General features: G+C 38.3%; 16 protein-coding genes, 4 pseudogenes and 2 other annotated features. Of the genes and pseudogenes, 14 read left to right on the top strand and 6 right to left on the bottom strand.

All coding sequences use genetic code 11. The features are described from left to right. Positions 1–110 precede the first annotated feature (110 nt). The 3 genes from SH603_RS11000 to SH603_RS10990 are packed head-to-tail and all read left to right on the top strand — an operon-like array spanning position 111 to position 2,610. The gene (locus SH603_RS11000; RefSeq protein WP_169473075.1) at positions 111–1,286 is read left to right on the top strand and encodes an MFS transporter; all 1,176 of its coding nucleotides are present in this window, start codon (positions 111–113) and stop codon (positions 1,284–1,286) included. Between the two features lie 10 nt (positions 1,287–1,296). Beyond that, the gene (locus SH603_RS10995; protein ID WP_225436794.1) at positions 1,297–1,563 is read left to right on the top strand and encodes a hypothetical protein; all 267 of its coding nucleotides are present in this window, start codon (positions 1,297–1,299) and stop codon (positions 1,561–1,563) included. 3 nt (positions 1,564–1,566) lie between these two features. Next, positions 1,567–2,610 (top strand): hypothetical protein, encoded by a 1,044-nt coding sequence (locus SH603_RS10990; protein ID WP_321533956.1) that lies wholly within the window; start codon positions 1,567–1,569, stop codon positions 2,608–2,610. Between the two features lie 31 nt (positions 2,611–2,641). Here the strand turns inward: SH603_RS10990 and SH603_RS10985 are convergent, their stop codons facing one another. The 3 genes from SH603_RS10985 to SH603_RS10975 form a co-directional block, all read right to left on the bottom strand. Next, entirely contained in the window at positions 2,642–3,055 is a 414-nt protein-coding gene (locus SH603_RS10985) for a winged helix-turn-helix transcriptional regulator (protein WP_169473578.1), read from the bottom strand. A gap of 67 nt (positions 3,056–3,122) precedes the next feature. Further along, a complete protein-coding gene (locus SH603_RS10980; protein ID WP_321533676.1) occupies positions 3,123–4,046 on the bottom strand; it encodes an IS30 family transposase in 924 nt (307 codons plus the stop codon). 131 nt (positions 4,047–4,177) lie between these two features. Continuing rightward, entirely contained in the window at positions 4,178–4,780 is a 603-nt protein-coding gene (locus tag SH603_RS10975; protein ID WP_169471655.1) for a nitroreductase family protein, read from the bottom strand. Between the two features lie 96 nt (positions 4,781–4,876). Here SH603_RS10975 and SH603_RS10970 point away from each other — a divergent pair, with 96 nt between their 5' ends. The 6 genes and pseudogenes from SH603_RS10970 to SH603_RS10945 all read left to right on the top strand — a co-directional run bounded on the left by SH603_RS10970 (position 4,877) and on the right by SH603_RS10945 (position 7,569). Continuing rightward, entirely contained in the window at positions 4,877–5,188 is a 312-nt protein-coding gene (locus SH603_RS10970) for a winged helix-turn-helix transcriptional regulator (protein WP_169471661.1), read from the top strand. A 128-nt stretch (positions 5,189–5,316) separates the two neighbouring features. Further along, positions 5,317–5,973, top strand: coding sequence for an NAD(P)H-binding protein (locus SH603_RS10965; RefSeq protein ID WP_169471654.1), 657 nt, complete (start codon positions 5,317–5,319; stop codon positions 5,971–5,973). Positions 5,974–6,151: 178 nt separating this feature from the next. Continuing rightward, positions 6,152–6,589, top strand: a pseudogene (locus tag SH603_RS10960) (GNAT family N-acetyltransferase). 128 nt (positions 6,590–6,717) lie between these two features. Next, a complete protein-coding gene (locus SH603_RS10955) occupies positions 6,718–6,951 on the top strand; it encodes a cytochrome b5 domain-containing protein (protein WP_169471652.1) in 234 nt (77 codons plus the stop codon). Between the two features lie 141 nt (positions 6,952–7,092). After that, complete coding sequence (locus SH603_RS10950; protein ID WP_003665104.1) at positions 7,093–7,311, top strand: cytochrome b5 domain-containing protein; 219 nt, start codon at positions 7,093–7,095, stop codon at positions 7,309–7,311. Between the two features lie 12 nt (positions 7,312–7,323). Continuing rightward, positions 7,324–7,569 (top strand): cytochrome b5 domain-containing protein, encoded by a 246-nt coding sequence (locus SH603_RS10945; protein ID WP_169473574.1) that lies wholly within the window; start codon positions 7,324–7,326, stop codon positions 7,567–7,569. 52 nt (positions 7,570–7,621) lie between these two features. Here the strand turns inward: SH603_RS10945 and SH603_RS10940 are convergent, their stop codons facing one another. Further along, the gene (locus tag SH603_RS10940; protein WP_169473572.1) at positions 7,622–8,758 is read right to left on the bottom strand and encodes a 5-methyltetrahydropteroyltriglutamate--homocysteine S-methyltransferase; all 1,137 of its coding nucleotides are present in this window, start codon (positions 8,756–8,758) and stop codon (positions 7,622–7,624) included. Positions 8,759–8,839: 81 nt separating this feature from the next. After that, positions 8,840–9,104, bottom strand: a binding site (T-box leader). A gap of 122 nt (positions 9,105–9,226) precedes the next feature. Beyond that, positions 9,227–9,462: a binding site (T-box leader), on the top strand. Positions 9,463–9,936: 474 nt separating this feature from the next. Here SH603_RS10940 and ltrA point away from each other — a divergent pair. Together ltrA and SH603_RS10930 are read left to right on the top strand one after the other, a co-directional pair. Next, a pseudogene (ltrA, locus tag SH603_RS10935) lies at positions 9,937–11,320 on the top strand (group II intron reverse transcriptase/maturase). 109 nt (positions 11,321–11,429) lie between these two features. Beyond that, complete coding sequence (locus SH603_RS10930) at positions 11,430–12,386, top strand: ketopantoate reductase family protein (protein WP_169471668.1); 957 nt, start codon at positions 11,430–11,432, stop codon at positions 12,384–12,386. Positions 12,387–12,454: 68 nt separating this feature from the next. Here the strand turns inward: SH603_RS10930 and SH603_RS10925 are convergent, their stop codons facing one another. Next, complete coding sequence (locus SH603_RS10925; RefSeq protein ID WP_080549743.1) at positions 12,455–13,849, bottom strand: APC family permease; 1,395 nt, start codon at positions 13,847–13,849, stop codon at positions 12,455–12,457. A 130-nt stretch (positions 13,850–13,979) separates the two neighbouring features. On the opposite strand from SH603_RS10925, the pseudogene SH603_RS10920 reads away from it, so the two are divergent. Together SH603_RS10920 and SH603_RS10915 are read left to right on the top strand one after the other, a co-directional pair. Next, a pseudogene (locus tag SH603_RS10920) lies at positions 13,980–15,269 on the top strand (alkaline phosphatase family protein). A 9-nt stretch (positions 15,270–15,278) separates the two neighbouring features. Beyond that, positions 15,279–16,128: pseudogene (locus tag SH603_RS10915) on the top strand (MFS transporter). Positions 16,129–16,171: 43 nt separating this feature from the next. Here the strand turns inward: SH603_RS10915 and SH603_RS10910 are convergent. Then, entirely contained in the window at positions 16,172–16,306 is a 135-nt protein-coding gene (locus SH603_RS10910; protein ID WP_013923897.1) for a hypothetical protein, read from the bottom strand. A 336-nt stretch (positions 16,307–16,642) separates the two neighbouring features. On the opposite strand from SH603_RS10910, the gene SH603_RS10905 reads away from it, so the two are divergent. Further along, entirely contained in the window at positions 16,643–17,773 is a 1,131-nt protein-coding gene (locus SH603_RS10905) for an IS30 family transposase (RefSeq protein WP_013923736.1), read from the top strand. Positions 17,774–17,788: the final 15 nt, after the last annotated feature.

The following is a 17,788-nucleotide window of genomic DNA, read 5'->3' as shown; positions in this document are numbered from 1 at the left end:
AAAACCCAATCTCTTTATTTATTTCCTGGGAAATCATTTAACTTCCTCAAATAGTTGTATGATAGTAATTAGAATTTAATTAAATTTACGCAAAGAAAGTTGGAGAATTGATGGCGAAGGAAAAATCGATTTTTACGAAAGATGTTGTGCTCGTAATGGCAGCATCATTCTTTTTTATGTTTAGTAATATGTACTGTAACCCATTGATTAACGGTTATGCTCAAGATTTAGGCGCATCAAGTGCTTTTGCGGGAATAATCGTTGGAATGATGAGCATTGTTTCAATGTTTTTGCGACCAATTGCTGGTAATCTGACTGACCGTTTTTCGAAATATTCATTAGCTTTTTGGGGTGGAATACTGTGTTTTATTGGAGTAGCAGGGTATGTATTAACGCCTAATAGTACTTTCCTGTTAATATGTCGTTTGGTTAATGGATTAGGATTTGTGTTATGTACAGTTTGTATGACAACCTGGCTATCATATTTGGTCTCCTTTAATCATGTTGGCGAAGCAATGAGTTTTTATGGACTAATGAATGCTTTGGCAATGGCATGTGCTCCCGCTGTATCAATTAACTTGTATAAAGTTATTGGGTATCGAGCTGCAATGGTGATTTCTGCATTATCGGCTTTACTAGTTGTTGTCACGATACAGTTTGTCAGTAACCGCGCCCAACCGGTAGCCCACTCTGTAAAACAAAGTGGCCTCCATATTAAAATCATTCAGCGAGATGCTATTCCAGTTGCCCTTTTAACAGCTTTGTTTGCTATCCCATATTTTGCAACGCAGGCGGATATTGTTGAATATGCTGAACAACGTCACTTACCTATTGCTGTCGGCGCTTATTTCTTAATTTATGCTGTCGTTCTTTTACTTAGCCGGTTATTCTTACGGACCCAATTTGATACTGTTCGTTTTGAACCCTGGTTGATTTTAAGCACGGTCGCAACAATCTTTTATCTTATTATGTTAAGTATTATGAAAAATAATATTGAAATGGCGCTGGCGGCCGCTGGGATGGCATTTGGCTATGGTATTATTTATTCCGTTTGTCAGTCAACAGCAATGATGCTAGCTCCAGATAATGAACGAGGTCTGGCAAGTTCGACATTCTTTCTCGGTCTTGACATTGGAATGACGCTCGGACCAATCATTGGGGGAATTATTGATAGCATGTTGCCAGTTAAGTATTTTTATCCAGTAATGTTATTCATTATTCCGTTAGTTATTATTATTTTCCTAGTAAACCGAAAGAAACTAAATAGTGCAATTGACCAGCATTAGAGGTAATAAAATGAAAAACTTAAAAAAATTAACTGGCGTTTGTAGTTTATTATTAAATTTAATGCCTTTTCTGCTGTATATTTCTCTTACTAAGGAGCAATCTGATGTCTTTGTTGGTGCTTTGCCTTTCGCTATTTTCTATGCTTTCCGGCATACAATTTTGTTATTTTGCCGTGATTTAGAATATGATTATCAACGGCTGGCTTGGATTGGTCTTTATAGTGGAATTATTGGTTACTTTTTAGGGATGTTTGGTGGATTTCAACCAATCTTCTGAGATTTGTCAGGTGTAGGTGCGGGGATTGCTTCTCGACTATTTCCAACCGCAATAAGTCAGCGGCGGCGATTAATAAAACAAGGACTCTTACCCCAGCAGGATCATCTTAAGCCGCTTTTTCAAGTTATTATAGTTTTGATTGTGCTTGGGATAATTGTGGGGATAAAGAAGCCAGTAATTAGTTTTGCTTTAATGTTAATCATTACCTTTTGTGTAATGAGATCAATTTGGGAAACACCCCATGCAATTCGTCCGCTGCCAGTTCGTCTGCATTGGGCTAATTACTTGCTAGCATTAATTTTGCTTGGCGCAATGTTACTATTGCGATTAGGGAGAAGTTTAGGCTTTGGGAAACCACTTGAATGGGGAACCGCTCTTTTATTGATCTTCCTCATTACGATGATCCTTGCCTTGCTTGTAAACCATCGGCGATTACTTCATTATCCCAATCATTTACGGCAACGAATAATGCTTTATGGTGCTTGTGGTCAGTATTGGACCTTGTATAGTACCGTTTTTATTGACATTTTGTATGGCACAAAAATGTATTCTTGGACAATTGTTGCTTACTTATTTGCTTTCGTCTTTGGAGGATTATTGGTAAAACAAACCCACCACTTATTCCATTTTAAGGCTTGTCAAATTAATTTAGTGATGCTAACAATTGGAATTCTCTTAACATTTTGGTTGCCAACATATTTTATTGGCGTATTTATCATCCGTAGCTTTGCTGGTGCAGAACGTAAAACAGCAATTGATGACTACGAGAAAGCAACCCATAATTATAGTATTTCTTCGATCGTCAATTATTACTATGCATCAATTGCGGGGATAATTTCCCAATTAGTAATGTGGGGAAGTTTATTTATTTTTGCTGGAACAACAGGAATGAATAGAATTTTTGGTGCGTTTTCGGTGGGAAAAACAAGTATTCAAAGCTTTCCAATTATCATGAATACGCATCTTATTCTTGCGGGTTACATGATTATATTTATAATGGCATTGGCGTTTAGATTAAAGAACACAAAAAAGCAAGAACTTAGATAGAAATATCTTTGTCCTTGCTTTTTACAATTTCTTATCGCCAATGATTAAGATGTTTTTTAGTGATGACACACAAACCATCATCGCCGACCTGCTTCATTTCGTCAGTACACATGATTTTAATGTCACCAGTTTGTTTTGCTCTGTTTTCACCCCAGTAATTTAAATAACGAAGGGCGGCATAAAGGTTCTCACCCTCAGGAGTTAAGCGATATTCAACGTGTGGAGGAATTGTATTGAAACTTTTACGGATAACGAGGCCGGCATCTGTCATTTCACGAAGCTGGTCACTCAAGACTTTATATGAGGTTCCTAGTTGCTTAACTAGTTCACTTGTCCGTCGGGGATGACCGGCTAAAAGATAGAGGATAACGGACTTCCATTTACCACCGATGATTGCTAAAGCGTAGTCTGCTCCAGTATTATACATTTTAGGTTGCCGTTCCATTAAAATTCCTCCTTTAACGTTTATGATAATTATATAAGGCAGATTGCAAGAAATAACTTGAACGAATTTAGTGACGTAGATTAATCAAGAAGATCTCGATTGGTGTGTGCCAGTTAAGACATTTAAGTGGTCGGGAATTCAGATACCAATTGATTTGAACCAGCTGGCGATCGCTCAGCTCTTCAATGGCTTGTCCCTTGGGAATAAACCGTCGCAAAACTCGATTACGGTTCTCATTACTACCGCGTTCGTGCGGTGAATAGGCATGGGCAAAGTAAACCTGAGTACCCGTTAGCTGTTCAATTGCCTGATAGTTAGCGAACTCTTTCCCATGATCCACGGTAAGCGTCTTGAGCTTGTCTTGAAGTTGACTAGCTAGTTCAAGTACGGCTTGAGTCATGGACTGACTGTCGCGACCATGGAGCCGTTTAACAATTGTCAGGCGACTCTTACGCTCCACAAAAGTCGCCACAGCTTGACCTTTACGTTTGCCAGAAAGTACGGTATCAGCTTCAAAGTGGCCGAATTCTTGGCGAGTTTCGACTTTATGAGGACGCTCCTCAATGGAGCGGCCGTGACTGAACGTACCACGCTTTTCTTTAGCACGATGACGACGAATTCCATGATCAGGCAAATCGGGTAACTGTACATCAAGCCATCCTTGATCAATCCAGTTATAGACCGTCTTGTAGGCAATCCCAACTACATGGGCAACTTGTTCAGGGGACCACTTCTGGACTTGAATCTTTTCCTCAATCAAGTGCTTAAGGCTTTTAGTGAGTGAAGACTTCCGCCCCCGTTGACTAACCTTGCGTTCAAAGTCAGTTTGCGCTAGTTCAGCTTGATACCCACTATTTAGCCGGTGAAGTTCGTTAAAGATGGTGGTCTTACTAAAGCCTAAGTAGTTAGCGATGTATCGCAAGGAACGTCCTTCATTATGAAGCGTTTCAATGACAACACGGTTCTGGAATGATAAAATAGTGGTGCTCATCAAGGTCCTTCTTTCTAATGGATTGTGTGGTAACACCATTAAAGACCTTGATGGGTTTTTCTGTCCACTTAAATGTTCAACTTAAATTTTACAATCTGCCATAACGTTAAAGAGGATGAAGAAAAATAAGTTTACTTAATTAATTTGAACATCTCTTCGTCATCAAGATGAGTCTTTTCCCCAGCTGGTACCTCAATTGAACCAAATGGCATTTCAGCGCGCAATTGCCAATCGGCTGGAAGATTAAACGCTTGATGAATAGCATCATCGATCAATGGGTTGTAATGTTGAAGACTGGCACCAATTCCTTGTTCTGCAAGTGCTGTCCAAACGGCTTGTTGAGCACCACCAAGTCCTTGTTCAGCCCAGTTTGCAAAATTAGCTGCATATGATGGGTAATCATTCTCTAATTGGTGCACAATTGTAGTGTCAGTAAAGTAGAGGATCGTTCCATAACCAGCTTTGAAACTATCAATCTTGGCCTTTGTTTTTTCAAAAGCATCTGGACTCTTAGCGATTTTGCGTAAAGCGTCCTCAACAATTTCCCATACTTTGTCTGATGATTTACCAAATAATACGACTGCTCGTACTGTTTGGCTATTGAAAGAAGTTGGTGAGTTTTTGATTGTTTGCTTCACTAAGTCAAAAATTTCTTCTGGTGTTTGTGAAAGATTATTACCAAGCGCATAGATTGAACGACGATTTGCAGTTAAACTATTAAATTGTGAATTCATAATGATCACTCCCGTACATTTATTTACTTACTAATAGTAACTGAAAGATAAAAATATGCAAGAAGTGAATTTTATTTCACCAGAGAAAGGAGAAAAATGGTCGAAAAAGATTGTCCAATTGAAAATACGCTTAAGTTAATAAACGGAAAATGGAAAAGCGTAATTATATATCAAATTAGTAAATATGAGCCTTGTCGTTTTTCGGAGTTGCAAAAATTAATTCCAGATTGTTCAAAGAGAATGTTGGCTCTTCAATTAAAGGACTTAGAGGAAGCGAACATTATACAAAAGCGTGTTTATTCGACAGTGCCGCCTAAGACTGAATATTTATTGACAGAAGTAGGAAAAAGTTTGGTACCAATAATTAGGTCAATTAACCAGTGGGGCAAAAAATATACTAAAAAATAAAATTTTACCGATTACTTGTCCATCAATCATATCTTACCTGAGTGTAACTACCTTACTTATATGTACTTACTTTTAATTGGTACAGAGAATTGTATACTAAAAGTAGAATTTACGAGGAGGTAGAAATAATGGCAAAAGAAGTTTTGATTCTAGGTGCAACGGGAAAAATTGCTGGACACGCAATTGATGCATTGTTAGCAAATGGCAATGATGAATTATTACTATTTACCCGGCACCCACAAAATATGAATGTTGTCGATGAAAATCGAGAAACAGTTATTAGAGGGGATGTCCTAAATATTGGTGATTTAGAGCCAGCAATTGAACGAGCAGATGTGGTTTATGCTAATCTACGTAATCCTGAAATTACGCAACAAGCTAAAAACATTGTTAGTTTGATGGAAAAATATGCTGTAAAGCCATTAGTCTGGATTTCTTCGATTGGAATCTATGATGAAGTTCCAGGTAAATTTGGTAAGTGGAATAATGAAATGTTAGGTGGCGGCCAAAAAGATAGCTATTTAGGAACTTATCGCAGTGCTGCCGATGTAATTGAAAATTCAACCCTTGATTACACGATCATTCGTCCAGCTTGGTTAACGGATAAGGATGAAGTTGATTACGAAACGACTGCAAAAGGGGAATCATTCAAAGGTACCGAGGTCTCGCGAAAGTCAATTGGTAATTTTGTAGCAAAAATTATTGATGATCCGGCACCATATGCACGAAAAAACTTTGGTGTGAATAAACCAAATACAGACGGGGATAAACCTGCCTGGTATTAAATCGCTAATTGCAAGATAAATTAATCCATTGTATACTGATACCGAATAATTTACTAACGACTCGTCTTTAGTCCCCGGATTGAAGACATTAAGAGTACTAGCCATCTTCTACTAGGGCCTGTCACAATGACATGAAGAAGTTGGTTAGTACTCTTTTATTTTTTAGGAGTTTTTTAATATGAATGTTGAAGTAAAAACATTAAACGAAATGACAGCTCAAGAATGGTGCAAATTGGCGGAAGAACGGATAAAAGTATTTGTTGTTGAGCAAGAATGTCCTTATCAAGAAATCGATGAACAGGATTATCAAGCTCACCATTTAATGTTAAATAACGAGCAAGGAGAATTAGTGGGTTATACGCGAATTATGAACAAAGATGAGGCTCATGCCACTTTTGGACGAGTATTAGTTTTAAAGCAATTTCGTGGACATGAATACGGACGTCAGCTAGTTCAGGCAACGATCGATGAAACTAAGCGTCTTTTCCCAAATAAGACAATTCAAATTTAAGCTCAAGCATATCTTAAAGAGTTTTACGCATCGTTTGGATTTAAGCCGATTTCAGATGTTTACCTTGAAGATAATATTCCGCACTTAGATATGATATTAGATTAATTGTGAAGAAAATACTAATAAAGTAGTAATTTTGCGTTAAAGTGAGGTAATTATTAATTTTTTGTGTGCGCTTCCATGGTATAGTGAGGATATTGAATTGACACTATCAAATAAGGAGGCGGAATATTATGGCAAAGACATTTACAAGAGAAGAATTGAAAAAATATGATGGGCAAAACGGGAATCCAGCTTATGTAGCAATTAATAATCGTGTTTATGATGTAACGCATATTCCAGCATGGCAAGATGGCACTCACCATGGAAACAAGGCAGGATTGGATTTGACAGATGTTTTATTTGATTACTCGCCACATAAGGATCGCGTATTAGCTAAATTACCATTAGTAGGACAATTAGTGTAAGAAGGGCTGGGTTTATCTTAGTCTTTTTTATTTTTTATAAAATTAACTTGTTGCTTTTTTAGTCATTGGAGTGCTTTTAGTTTATTTATTAAATAATAGTGTTATATTTAAAATAATAATGGACTTTAGGAGGAACAACTCATGGCTGAGAAAAAATTTACACGAGATGAATTGGCTAAATATAATGGTGATGGTGAAAAGCCACATTACATGGCAATCGATGGGTTAGTTTATGACATTACAGATGCTCCTAAAAAAGGAATCAGCATAAAAGAGTTAATGGAAGTCGTTTTTGGCCGTTCAAAAGAAAAAGATGAAATTCTAAAAAAGTTAACAGTTGTCGGAAAATTGGCTGATTAAGGAGTAGGTTGGATGGCAAATCAAACATTTACCAGAGATGAGTTGCGTAAATATAATGGGCAGAATGGAGCAGCTGCATATATTGCAATCGATGGAATTGTTTACGATGTGACTCATAGTCCTGCTTGGAAAAATGGGATTCATCATGGATATCAAGCCGGTTATGATTTAACGAATGCACTGTATAAGGTTTCTCCACATAAAGACCGTGTATTGGCAAATCTACCCAAGGTGGGAACTTTAGTGGGAGAAGAATAAATAGCAGGAACTCTCAAAAGTATCTTGAGTCCCTGCTACTATTCATTTTAAATTATCCCCAAACTTCTGTAGCAATTTCTTTAACAAGTGCAATCTTTTTCCATTGTTGTTCTTCTGTTAAAATATTTCCTTCTTCAGTTGATGCAAAGCCACATTGAGGACTAAGACAGAGCTTATCTAATGGATGGAATTGCGCAGCCTCATGAATTCGTTTGATAATTGCTTCCTTATTTTCAAGTTTACCTGATTTTGAAGTAATTAAACCAAGAACAACATACTTATCATCAGGAACTTTGCTAAGTGGTTCAAATCCGCCAGCACGTTCACTATCATATTCGAGATAGAAGGCATTGACGTTTTCCTTGGCAAATAGCGTGTCGGCAACTGGTCCATAACCACCAGCAGCAGCCCACGTTGAGTGGTAGTTTCCGCGGCAAACGTGGGTATTAATTGTTAAGTTGGCAGGTAAATTAGCAATTGCCTCATTATTTACTTTTAAGAATCGCTTTTGAAGGGCCTTAAGTTGAGATACATCAGCATTGGGGTCTTTTTTCTTTAGGTTAGCAAAGGCGTTAACAGAAATTCCCCATGTACAGTCATCTAGTTGAAGAGTACGACAACCAGCAGCATAGAGATCTTCAATCACTTGATGATAAGCAGCTGCAACGTCATGATCTAAATCTTCTTGGTTGGGATAGAATTCTTTAGCATTAGCTTGATTTTCAGGTCGAAGAAATTCTTCTAAAAATTGTGCTGGCGCAGGAATGGTTTGTTTAACTTGAACGCCATCAGAGGCATGGGCTTGTGTAAATTTGAAATGTTCGACAAAGGGGTGGTTTTCGCCGGAAATTTTTCCGCTAATTTGAGCAGAATCATTTCGGGTTTCTTCATCATGGAAAAAGTAACCATGCTCTAGGTTAACATGTTTAACTCCTTGCAATCCCCAGAAGAAATCTAAATGCCAGTAACTACGCCGGAATTCACCGTCAGTAACTGCTTTTAGGCCAGCAGCTTCTTCTTGTTTAATCAAATTAATAATTGCCTTATCTTCAACAGCTGTTAAGTCTGCTTGTGTTATTTCGCCGTTTGCAAATTTTGCGCGAGCTTCTTTTAACTCTTGAGGACGAAGGAAGCTTCCAACGATGTCATAACGAAATGGTGATGTAGTACGTGTAGTGAATTCAGTCATAGTAAATCGATCCTTTCTATTTATGATGGGTTCAAGAATTGAAGCAATAAAAAAGCCCCTAGGAAAAATATTTCTACTTTTCCTAGGGACGTTGATTAATCAATCGTTAATTAACGTGTTACCACCCTAATTTGATAGTATCTTACAATACTATCCTCAATAGGTACACTGATGGAAGCTATACCCAGACGTTTTATCGGTCGTCAATCGTGAACTACTTATATAAAATACTCGTAATTCGTGAAGCTCCAAGACCATCTTCATCTCAGTCTCTTATGTCACTTCTCATCAATCGTGATTCTCTGTAATAAGATTCTAAGATTACTCATCTTTTCTAAGCTGTTTCTCATTTATTTGACATTATAATACGCGGATGAAATATGAATGTCAAGATAATTTATGAAAAAAATAAACCTTGACATTTACATCCCAAAGTATTAAATTAGATAAAAATTAAAATATGATTATAAAAACACGTTGAAAAGAAGAGTAATTATGAGTGGATTAGCAGAGAGTCCTTGGTTGATGGAAAAGGATAACCTGCTTATAATGAAAATCACTTTGAGTGCCATGATGAAATTAGTAATTAATGGTGGGATCAGCCCATTATAGCTGATGTGTTTAATGGAAACATTGAACATTTGAGGCTAATAATGCGAATTATTGGCAAATTAAGGTGGTACCACGCAAAAAGCGTCCTTAGGTTAAGTTGTTTAATCTAAGGACGCTTTTTTAGTGCGCCCGGCATGGGTATTAGCTAGGTGGTGAAAGTCCGCTATGGGCCGTAGTAGTCGGAACCATGAGCTGAGGACAAGGGTGTCCACCGTGAGGTGGAATCTGAAGGAAGTCTAAGGCAAAGTACTGCATCGATGAACAAGAAGTAGCTATAAGGCTGAAATTAACTGGATAAGGCTGCTAGACAAGTTGAAGTCCAATACTACTCGAAGTTGGTCTCAGTAAAGCTAACGATGACATGGTACGAAAGCTAATATTCTTACCCGGGGAGATCTGGCCTACACGTTTCCGACAAGAGGAATAAGTTTAATTTCCACAGAAACAAGCGGTGCAGTGATGCAGTGTTGAGTAAGCCAGAAGTCAGCCGAGGTCATAGTAGTTTGAATAATCAGATGAAGGACTGAACGACAATAACTTGTAACTTATATCGGAGGTGTAATCAGGTGCGACAATCGCAGAAAACAGAACAACAAGCTGACCGCTTGTCGAGGATAGGTTTGGAAAACCGAAAGTACACAAGGGCGCGTAGTACCGGTTATGGTGAAGGTAAAGGTATGAGTGTCACTATCCAAGACCTGGTCTTGGATCGCAATAACCTTAATCAGGCTTATTTGCGAGTTAAGAGAAATAAAGGAGCAGCAGGCGTTGACGATATGACAGTCAATGACCTTCTGCCATATCTCAGAGAAAATAAGACGGAACTGATCGCTAGTTTGCGTGAGGGCAAGTATAAACCAGCTCCAGTCAAACGGGTAGAAATTCCGAAGCCTAATGGTGGGAGTAAGAAGACTTGGAATACCAACGGTGGTGGACCGAATGGTTCAACAAGCTGTAGCCCAAATTCTTACGCCTATCTTTGAGCGTATTTTCTCTGATAATAGCTTTGGCTTCCGTCCCCACCGTGGGGCCCATGACGCTATTTCAAAAGTAGTAGATCTTTATAATCAAGGTTATCGAAGAGTTGTCGACTTAGACCTAAAAGCCTATTTTGATAACGTTAATCATGACTTGATGATTAAGTATCTCCAACAATATATTGATGACCCATGGACACTAAGACTCATTCGTAAGTTTCTAACTAGCGGAGTCTTAGACCATGGGCTTTTCGCTAAGAGTGAAAAAGGAACCCCACAAGGAGGGCCATTGTCACCACTACTGGCGAACATCTATCTAAATGAGTTGGACGAAGAGTTGACTAGACGTGGTCACCACTTTGTGCGCTATGCGGATGATTGTAACATCTATGTTAAAAGTCAACGAGCCGGAGAACGAGTAATGCGAAGCATTACCCAGTTTCTAGAAAAGCGCTTGAAAGTTAAAGTGAACCCAGATAAAACCAAAGTCGGTAGCCCGCTACGGTTGAAGTTTCTTGGCTTTTCGTTGGGTGTAGACCACAATGGGGCCTACGCCCGTCCAGCTAAACAATCGCAACAACGAGTAAAGAAAGCACTGAAGTTATTAACTAAACGTAATCGTGGAATATCTCTGACAAGAATGTTTGAAGAAATTCATCGAAAAATGCGTGGGTGGCTTCAGTACTACTCAATTGGGAAACTAACTAACTTTATTCAACGCCTTGACAAGTGGTTGAGGGTCCGAATAAGGCAGTATATTTGGAAGCAATGGAAAAAGTTTAAAACTAAGGTAACTAACTTACAGAAGTTGGGGATGTCCCAGCGTGATGCATATGTCTTCGCTAGTACCCGAAAGGGCTACTGGCGAACTGCACATAGTAAAACCTTGAGCTATTCTCTAACTAATAGAAAACTGGAACAACTCGGACTTATGAATATGTCCAAGACGCTCCAGTCAATTCAATGTGATTAAGTTGTCGAACCGCCGTATACGGAACCGTACGTACGGTGGTGTGAGAGGTCGATAATTGAACTAATCAATTATCTCCTACTCGATTAGTCATAAAAAAGGAGAGAGAATTATGAAATTTACAGTAGTTGGTGCAGGTGCAATGGGATTACGGTTTGGTGTTCTATTACAAGAAGCAGGTAATGAAGTTGATTTTGTTGAAGGATGGTTACCACATTACAACAAGATGAAAGAACAAGGAGGAGTTTATGTAACTCGCGAGCATAAAAATAGACACCTTGTTCCCGTTAATGTTTATACACCTGAAGAATACAATGCTACAGATGCTGATTTTGTTTTCTTTGAATTAAAACAAATGCAGTTAGATGATATGTTAAAACGTTGTGAACATTTCTTGAAGGATCAATATGCAATGACAGCGATGAATGGAATGGGACATGTTGAAAAATTATTGAAATATTTCCCCGAAGAAAAGGTAGTTGCTGGAACTGCCTTAGTAGCAACTATCTTAACTAAACCTGGTGAAGTTGAATTTGTTGGAGAACGAGGGATGGGGACGACTAATTGGGCAAATTATACTGAAAAGCCTGATGAGAAGACACAAGCGTTAATGGCAGAACTCAAAAAAGCAAACTTTAATCCAGCCCTTAAAGATGATTTTATGGGAACGTTGATGGCAAAAGTAGTCTTTAATTCAGTTGTTAATACCCTTTGCACTATGTTTGAAATTACAATGGGTGAATATGCGGCGTTTGATAAAGCTGATGAACTATCTCGGCAATTGATCGATGAAGCATATGATGTCTGTGAACGTGCAGGGGTACAATTGGTTAATACGCGAGCAGAAGAGTTAGAAAGTGTGAATTATGTTTCTAAAGTTGGCTGTCCGCATCATTATCCATCAATGTACCAAGATATGAGTCATAATCGTCCAGTGGAAGTTGATTATATCAATGGTTACTTTGTTAAGCTGGGGCGCCAATATAATTATGAAGCCAAAACCCATAATTTTGTTACTAATTTAGTTCACTTAGCGGAAACAACTCGTCAAAATCGAAGTGTTAAATAGGATAAAAATAGACCTCTAACATTCTGGATCAATGTAGAGGTCTATCATAATTTATTTAGAAATAAATTTTAATTACCTGGGATATCACTTTCATCTTGGAAGTTAAATTCGTTGGCATGGCGAAGAGAATAGCAGAAGTACACTCCTAGTCCGACTACCAACCATAATAAGTATGTTAACCAAGCATTGAGTGAGATGCTTACTAGTAAAACAATACAGATCAATACTGATAGCACAGGAATAACGTTGCCAAAAGGTACCTTAAATGGTCGCTTTAATTCTGGGTAACGGTACCGTAAGATAATTACGATAAGCGAAATCAAAGCAAAGACAACCAATGATCCAATGTTGGCGATTAATGCAAGATAATGGAGATCAAATTCTCCAGCTAGGACAGCTGCGAGAAGCCCGACTAACCAAATAGCACGATTAGGACTTTGAGTTTTATCGTTAACTTTAGCGAGACCTTGAGGAAGAAAAGCACTTCGACTCATTGACTTCATGATATTTGAACCAGCATAGATGAATGCGAAGACAACAGCCATAATTCCTAAAACAGCACCAAGCGAAACAATCTCAGCCACGTATTTATGACCTTTAGCTAAAAGAACATATGACATAGCTTCAGAGACATTCAAATCTTTATAGCTTAGAACTCCCGTCATAACAAGACTAACTAAAATATAGAGGGCCGTTGAAATGACTAAACATAAAATTATTGCCCGGGGAATATTTTTATCAACATCTTTAGCATCTTCAGCAGAAGTAGCTAATGCATCAAATCCAAGGAAGGAGAAGAAAACAGCAGATGCTCCTGTGAAAATTCCTTTGTATCCATATGGTAAAAATGGGTGCCAGTTAGCTGGATTAATATGTTGAGCACTAACAACGATAAATAGAACAATAATAAAGATTTTGACACCAACCAAGAAGTTATTAACAAGTTTACTTTCACTAGTTCCCCGTGTCAGAATAATCGTCATAAAAAGGATCATCAAGACGGCGGGGAGATTTACATAACCACCAGCTGCAGGAGTGACCAGTAATTTATGTGGTAAATTAACTCCGAGAACTTCAAGAAATGATTGCACGTACCCAGTCCAACCATTGGCTACTGTAGCGGTAGTAGTAACATAGACCCCAATCAGCGTCCATCCAGCAAGGAACGCCATAAATTTACCAATTGAAACCCACGCGTAGTAAAAGGCACTTCCTGAATTGGGCAAACTAGTGGTCAATTCTGAATAACAGAGACCAATTAAACCACTGGCAAGAGCAGCAATCAGAAAAGAGAAAACAATTGCGGGGCCTGAATCTTCCGCGGCGACAATTCCAGTTAAAACTAAAATTCCAGTTCCGATGATTGCGCCAATACCTAGAATAGAAAGGTCGAAGAGGCCGAGAGTTTTCTCATGCTCTTTTCCCTTGGGTAACTGATTTTGCATGATTATGATTCCTTTCATAAAATACTGAAAACTGAAACTTAATTTTACATTAAAAATTACTGTGAATCAAATTTCGCTTCAAAACTAGTTATTAACAATAATTTATTTTAAAATAGCTAATGAGTTTGAAAAGAAAGCAGATGAACAAATGAAACAGCATAAGCTAATTGTTATTTCGCTAGATTCACTAGGGTTTCGTGATCTAAACGAATTACGTCAATTAACACCAACATTAGCGAGTTTAATAAAAAAGGAACCTGGGTAAAAAGTTAAAGGAATCTTTCCAACATTAACTTACCCATCCCATACTTCGATTATTACCGGTCAGTATCCAGCTGTGCATGGAATTGTTAATAATACTAAATTGCAGCCACGCCGGCAATCGCCTGACTGGTTCTGGTATCGAAAAGATATTCAATCGATACCCCTCTATGATGTTGCAAAAGAAAAGGGCTTAACAACCGCTGCCTTTTTGTGGCCTGTGACTGCTGGCAGTAAGATTGATTATAACCTTGCAGAAATCTTTCCTAATCGAATTTGGACAAATCAAGTACTGGTTTCGTTAAAGGCAAGTAGCCCGTTATTTCTATATGAGATGAATAAGAAATATGGTAAATTACGGCACGGAATTAAGCAGCCGTGGCTTGACGATTTTGTAACAGCATGTGCGGTTGATACGATTAAAAATAAAAAACCGGACTTAACCTTGATTCACTTAGTTGATATGGATAGTATGCGTCACCATTATGGGGTTCGGTCACCACAAGCTAAAGAAGCATTACACCGTTTAGATAAACGTGTAGCTAAGATAATTCAAGCGACGAAAGATACCGGTACTTATGCGCAAACAGACTTTGTAATTTTAGGAGATCACTATCAAATTAATGTTGATAAGATGATTCATTTGAATATGCTATTTGCGCAACAAGGACTGCTTCACCCTCTTGGAAAGAAAAGCACCTATCGAAATAACTGGCAAGTCACCGCTAAAACTTGCGATGGAGAAACTTATATTTATACTCGCGGCGCCGTAGACCGAGGAAAACTTAAGCAAATGATTGCTGGTGTCGAAGGAGTTGAGCGAATCTATAATAACGCAACGGCGATCAAACGGGGCGCAGATCCTAAGTGCACATTCCTCGTCGAAGCCAAACCAGGATACTATTTCACTGATGAGGTAAACAGGCCAGCGATTGTCGAAAAAGTTGATCCGGAATCAATTGGAACTCATGATCGCTATCGTGGGGTCCATGGTTACGGGCCAACACAAGCAAATTACTTCACTACCGCTATTTTTGCCGGTTCACAAATCAAGGGTGGTGCGACTGTTGAAAATGCTCACCTGGTTGATGAAGGACCGACATTTGCTAAATTATTAGGATTACATTATCCGACTCCAACTGCCGGACAAGCAATTGATGCAATCTTTAAAGACTGAGGTGACGTTGTGAAGTTTACAAGACAACAATGGCAATGGATTTTTTATGATTGGGCAAATTCTGGTTATGGAATTTTAGTTGTGACCGCTGTTTTACCAGTTTATTTCAAAGCAGTAGCTGATCATGCCGGTGTTAGTGCAGCAAATTCGACAGCGCTATGGGGATGCGCAAATAGTTTTGGTACGCTTATTATTTCATTACTTGCACCTTTATAATGATCATCAACGTTATAGCGTCAACAGTATGACAAATCCTTTTATCGATAGTTTGCGCCGTCTGAGAAGAACTATGCATCATATTAATCAATATAAGCAGTTGACATGGTTTTTAGTTGCCTATTTCTTCTATATTGACGGTGTTGATACAATCTTTACGATGGCAACAGTTATTGGTAAAGACTTAGGGATTCAAACAACGATGCTGATGGTGGTTTTGTTAGTAGTTCAGTTAATTGCTGTTCCATTTTCACTTTTGTATGGTTGGCTCGCTAACAAATTTTCTACGAGGCGAATTATTATGTTAGGCATTATCGTTTATTTCTTTATTTGTCTTTATGCTTTACGGTTAGAAACTTTGATTGATTTTTGGATTTTAGCTATTTTAGTTGGGACAAGCCAAGGCGGACTTCAAGCACTTAGTAGATCATACTTCGGCCGCCTTGTTCCTAAAAATGACAGTAGTGAATTTTTTGGTTTCTATAATATCCTTGGGAAGTTTTCCGCAATTCTCGGTCCCTTTATTGTCGGAATCGTTACTCAATGGACTGGTAAATCGACGATCGGTGTAGCTTCATTAAGTGTTCTATTTGCCCTGGGGTTAGTTATGTTTATATTTGCTTCGGCTATTAAGGATAAATAAAAAAGGTCATGATCGGAAAATTCCTAATCATGACCTTTTAAAATTACTTGCGAACGTTAAGGATACCTTGACCGATACCGGCAGGTGCATCAGTCTTTGCTTCAAATGAAAGTCCGCTAGCGTGATGCTCTTCAGTAGCTTTACCCATTGCTTTAAATAAATCGTTCATCGTAGACATTATCATATACCTCCAAAATAAGTAATTTTTTGTTTTTAGAATAATTGATTATTAAATTTAGTGGCTCAGAAGCGAGCGTTTACTACTATAAAGCCATTGAGAATCAGTGTCAATTACTAATTTTCGGTTGTCCAAAATTTCACGAATACTTCGAAAACGGTTTATTTTTGGTGGTTAAAGTTATGCTAAAAATTTCACTTTTATAAAATTTAAAATAAAAGGTGGATTATAGAATGAAGTTAGCCACCCAGTTGGTGGTAAATAAAAAACGCCATTCGGCGTGACATCAGGTATCATATTAAGTGAACCAAACCTATATGAAAGGATGTCCGTCAAATGACGCACTTAAATGATACCATGTCTACTAGTTTATTGACTACTCATAAAAAGAATGCTCATCTTACTAAAGAAGAACGTGTGATGATTGCGACTTTAAAGTCGCAAGGACTTTCCAATCGCGCAATTGGTCGCCAATTAGGAGTTAATCATCAAACAATTAATAACGAGCTCAACCGTGGTACGGTCCGCCAACTTCGTCGTCAAAAATCTAATGGTAAGATTTACGAATATTCTTACTACATCTATAGTTATGAAGCTGGTCAGGCCACATATCTTGAACATCACCGCCATTCTGGTCGTCGTCGCTTATATTATTCTTCAAAGCAATTTTTACGATTAGCTGATCAGCTAATGCTTGGTGAGTTTGACGACCACCATTACTCCCCACAAGCGGTTATTTATAAGGCTCGAGATTTAATGAATGATGGCACCCTGATCCCAAAGTCGGTTGTAACTTTATATCAATGGATTAATGAGGGTGTGCTTCGTACGTCCAATTTAGACCTCTTTGAAAAACCTAAACGTAAGCATCATCGAACTCATCCGCAAGCTAAAAGGTGCTTAGGGCCTAATATTGCTCAACGACCTCAAACTGCGGACCAACGGTCCGAAATTGGCCATTGGGAACTAGATACAGTTCAGGGACAGAAAAACGGTAATGACAGTGTTGTACTAGTAATGACTGATCGCCTTTCACGAGTTAATATCACGAGTAAAATTGCTGGTAAAACTGCGCATGCAGTAAATCAGTTCTTTATAAATTTACGCCAGAAAATGGGCACAGATGCTTACTATCGCATCTTTAAGACAATAACCTCTGACAACGGTTCAGAATTTAGTGAGTTAACACAAGTTCACGATCATGTTTTCTATGCTGATCCGTATTCCCCTTGGGAACGTGGATCCAATGAGATCAATAACCGGTTTCTCCGCAAGGAGATTACCAAAGGTGAAGCTATAAATAACTATAGTAGTGCTCAGATCATAGCGACTAATGATTGGATGAATCACTATCCACGAGCTATGTTTAATGGACATTCGTCAATGGATATCTATCGTAAGGCCTTCTACCAAGAGATATCACAGCTCCATCAACCAATAATCAATTGGTCAGTATTATTTATTTGAGTCCAGTGGCTAACT

Origin of the sequence: Limosilactobacillus reuteri (genome assembly GCF_034259105.1) — a bacterium.
GTDB classification, from domain to species: domain Bacteria; phylum Bacillota; class Bacilli; order Lactobacillales; family Lactobacillaceae; genus Limosilactobacillus; species Limosilactobacillus reuteri_G.
Note: the sequence above shows the minus strand (reverse complement) of the source record. Positions and strands in the feature narration are given on the sequence as shown.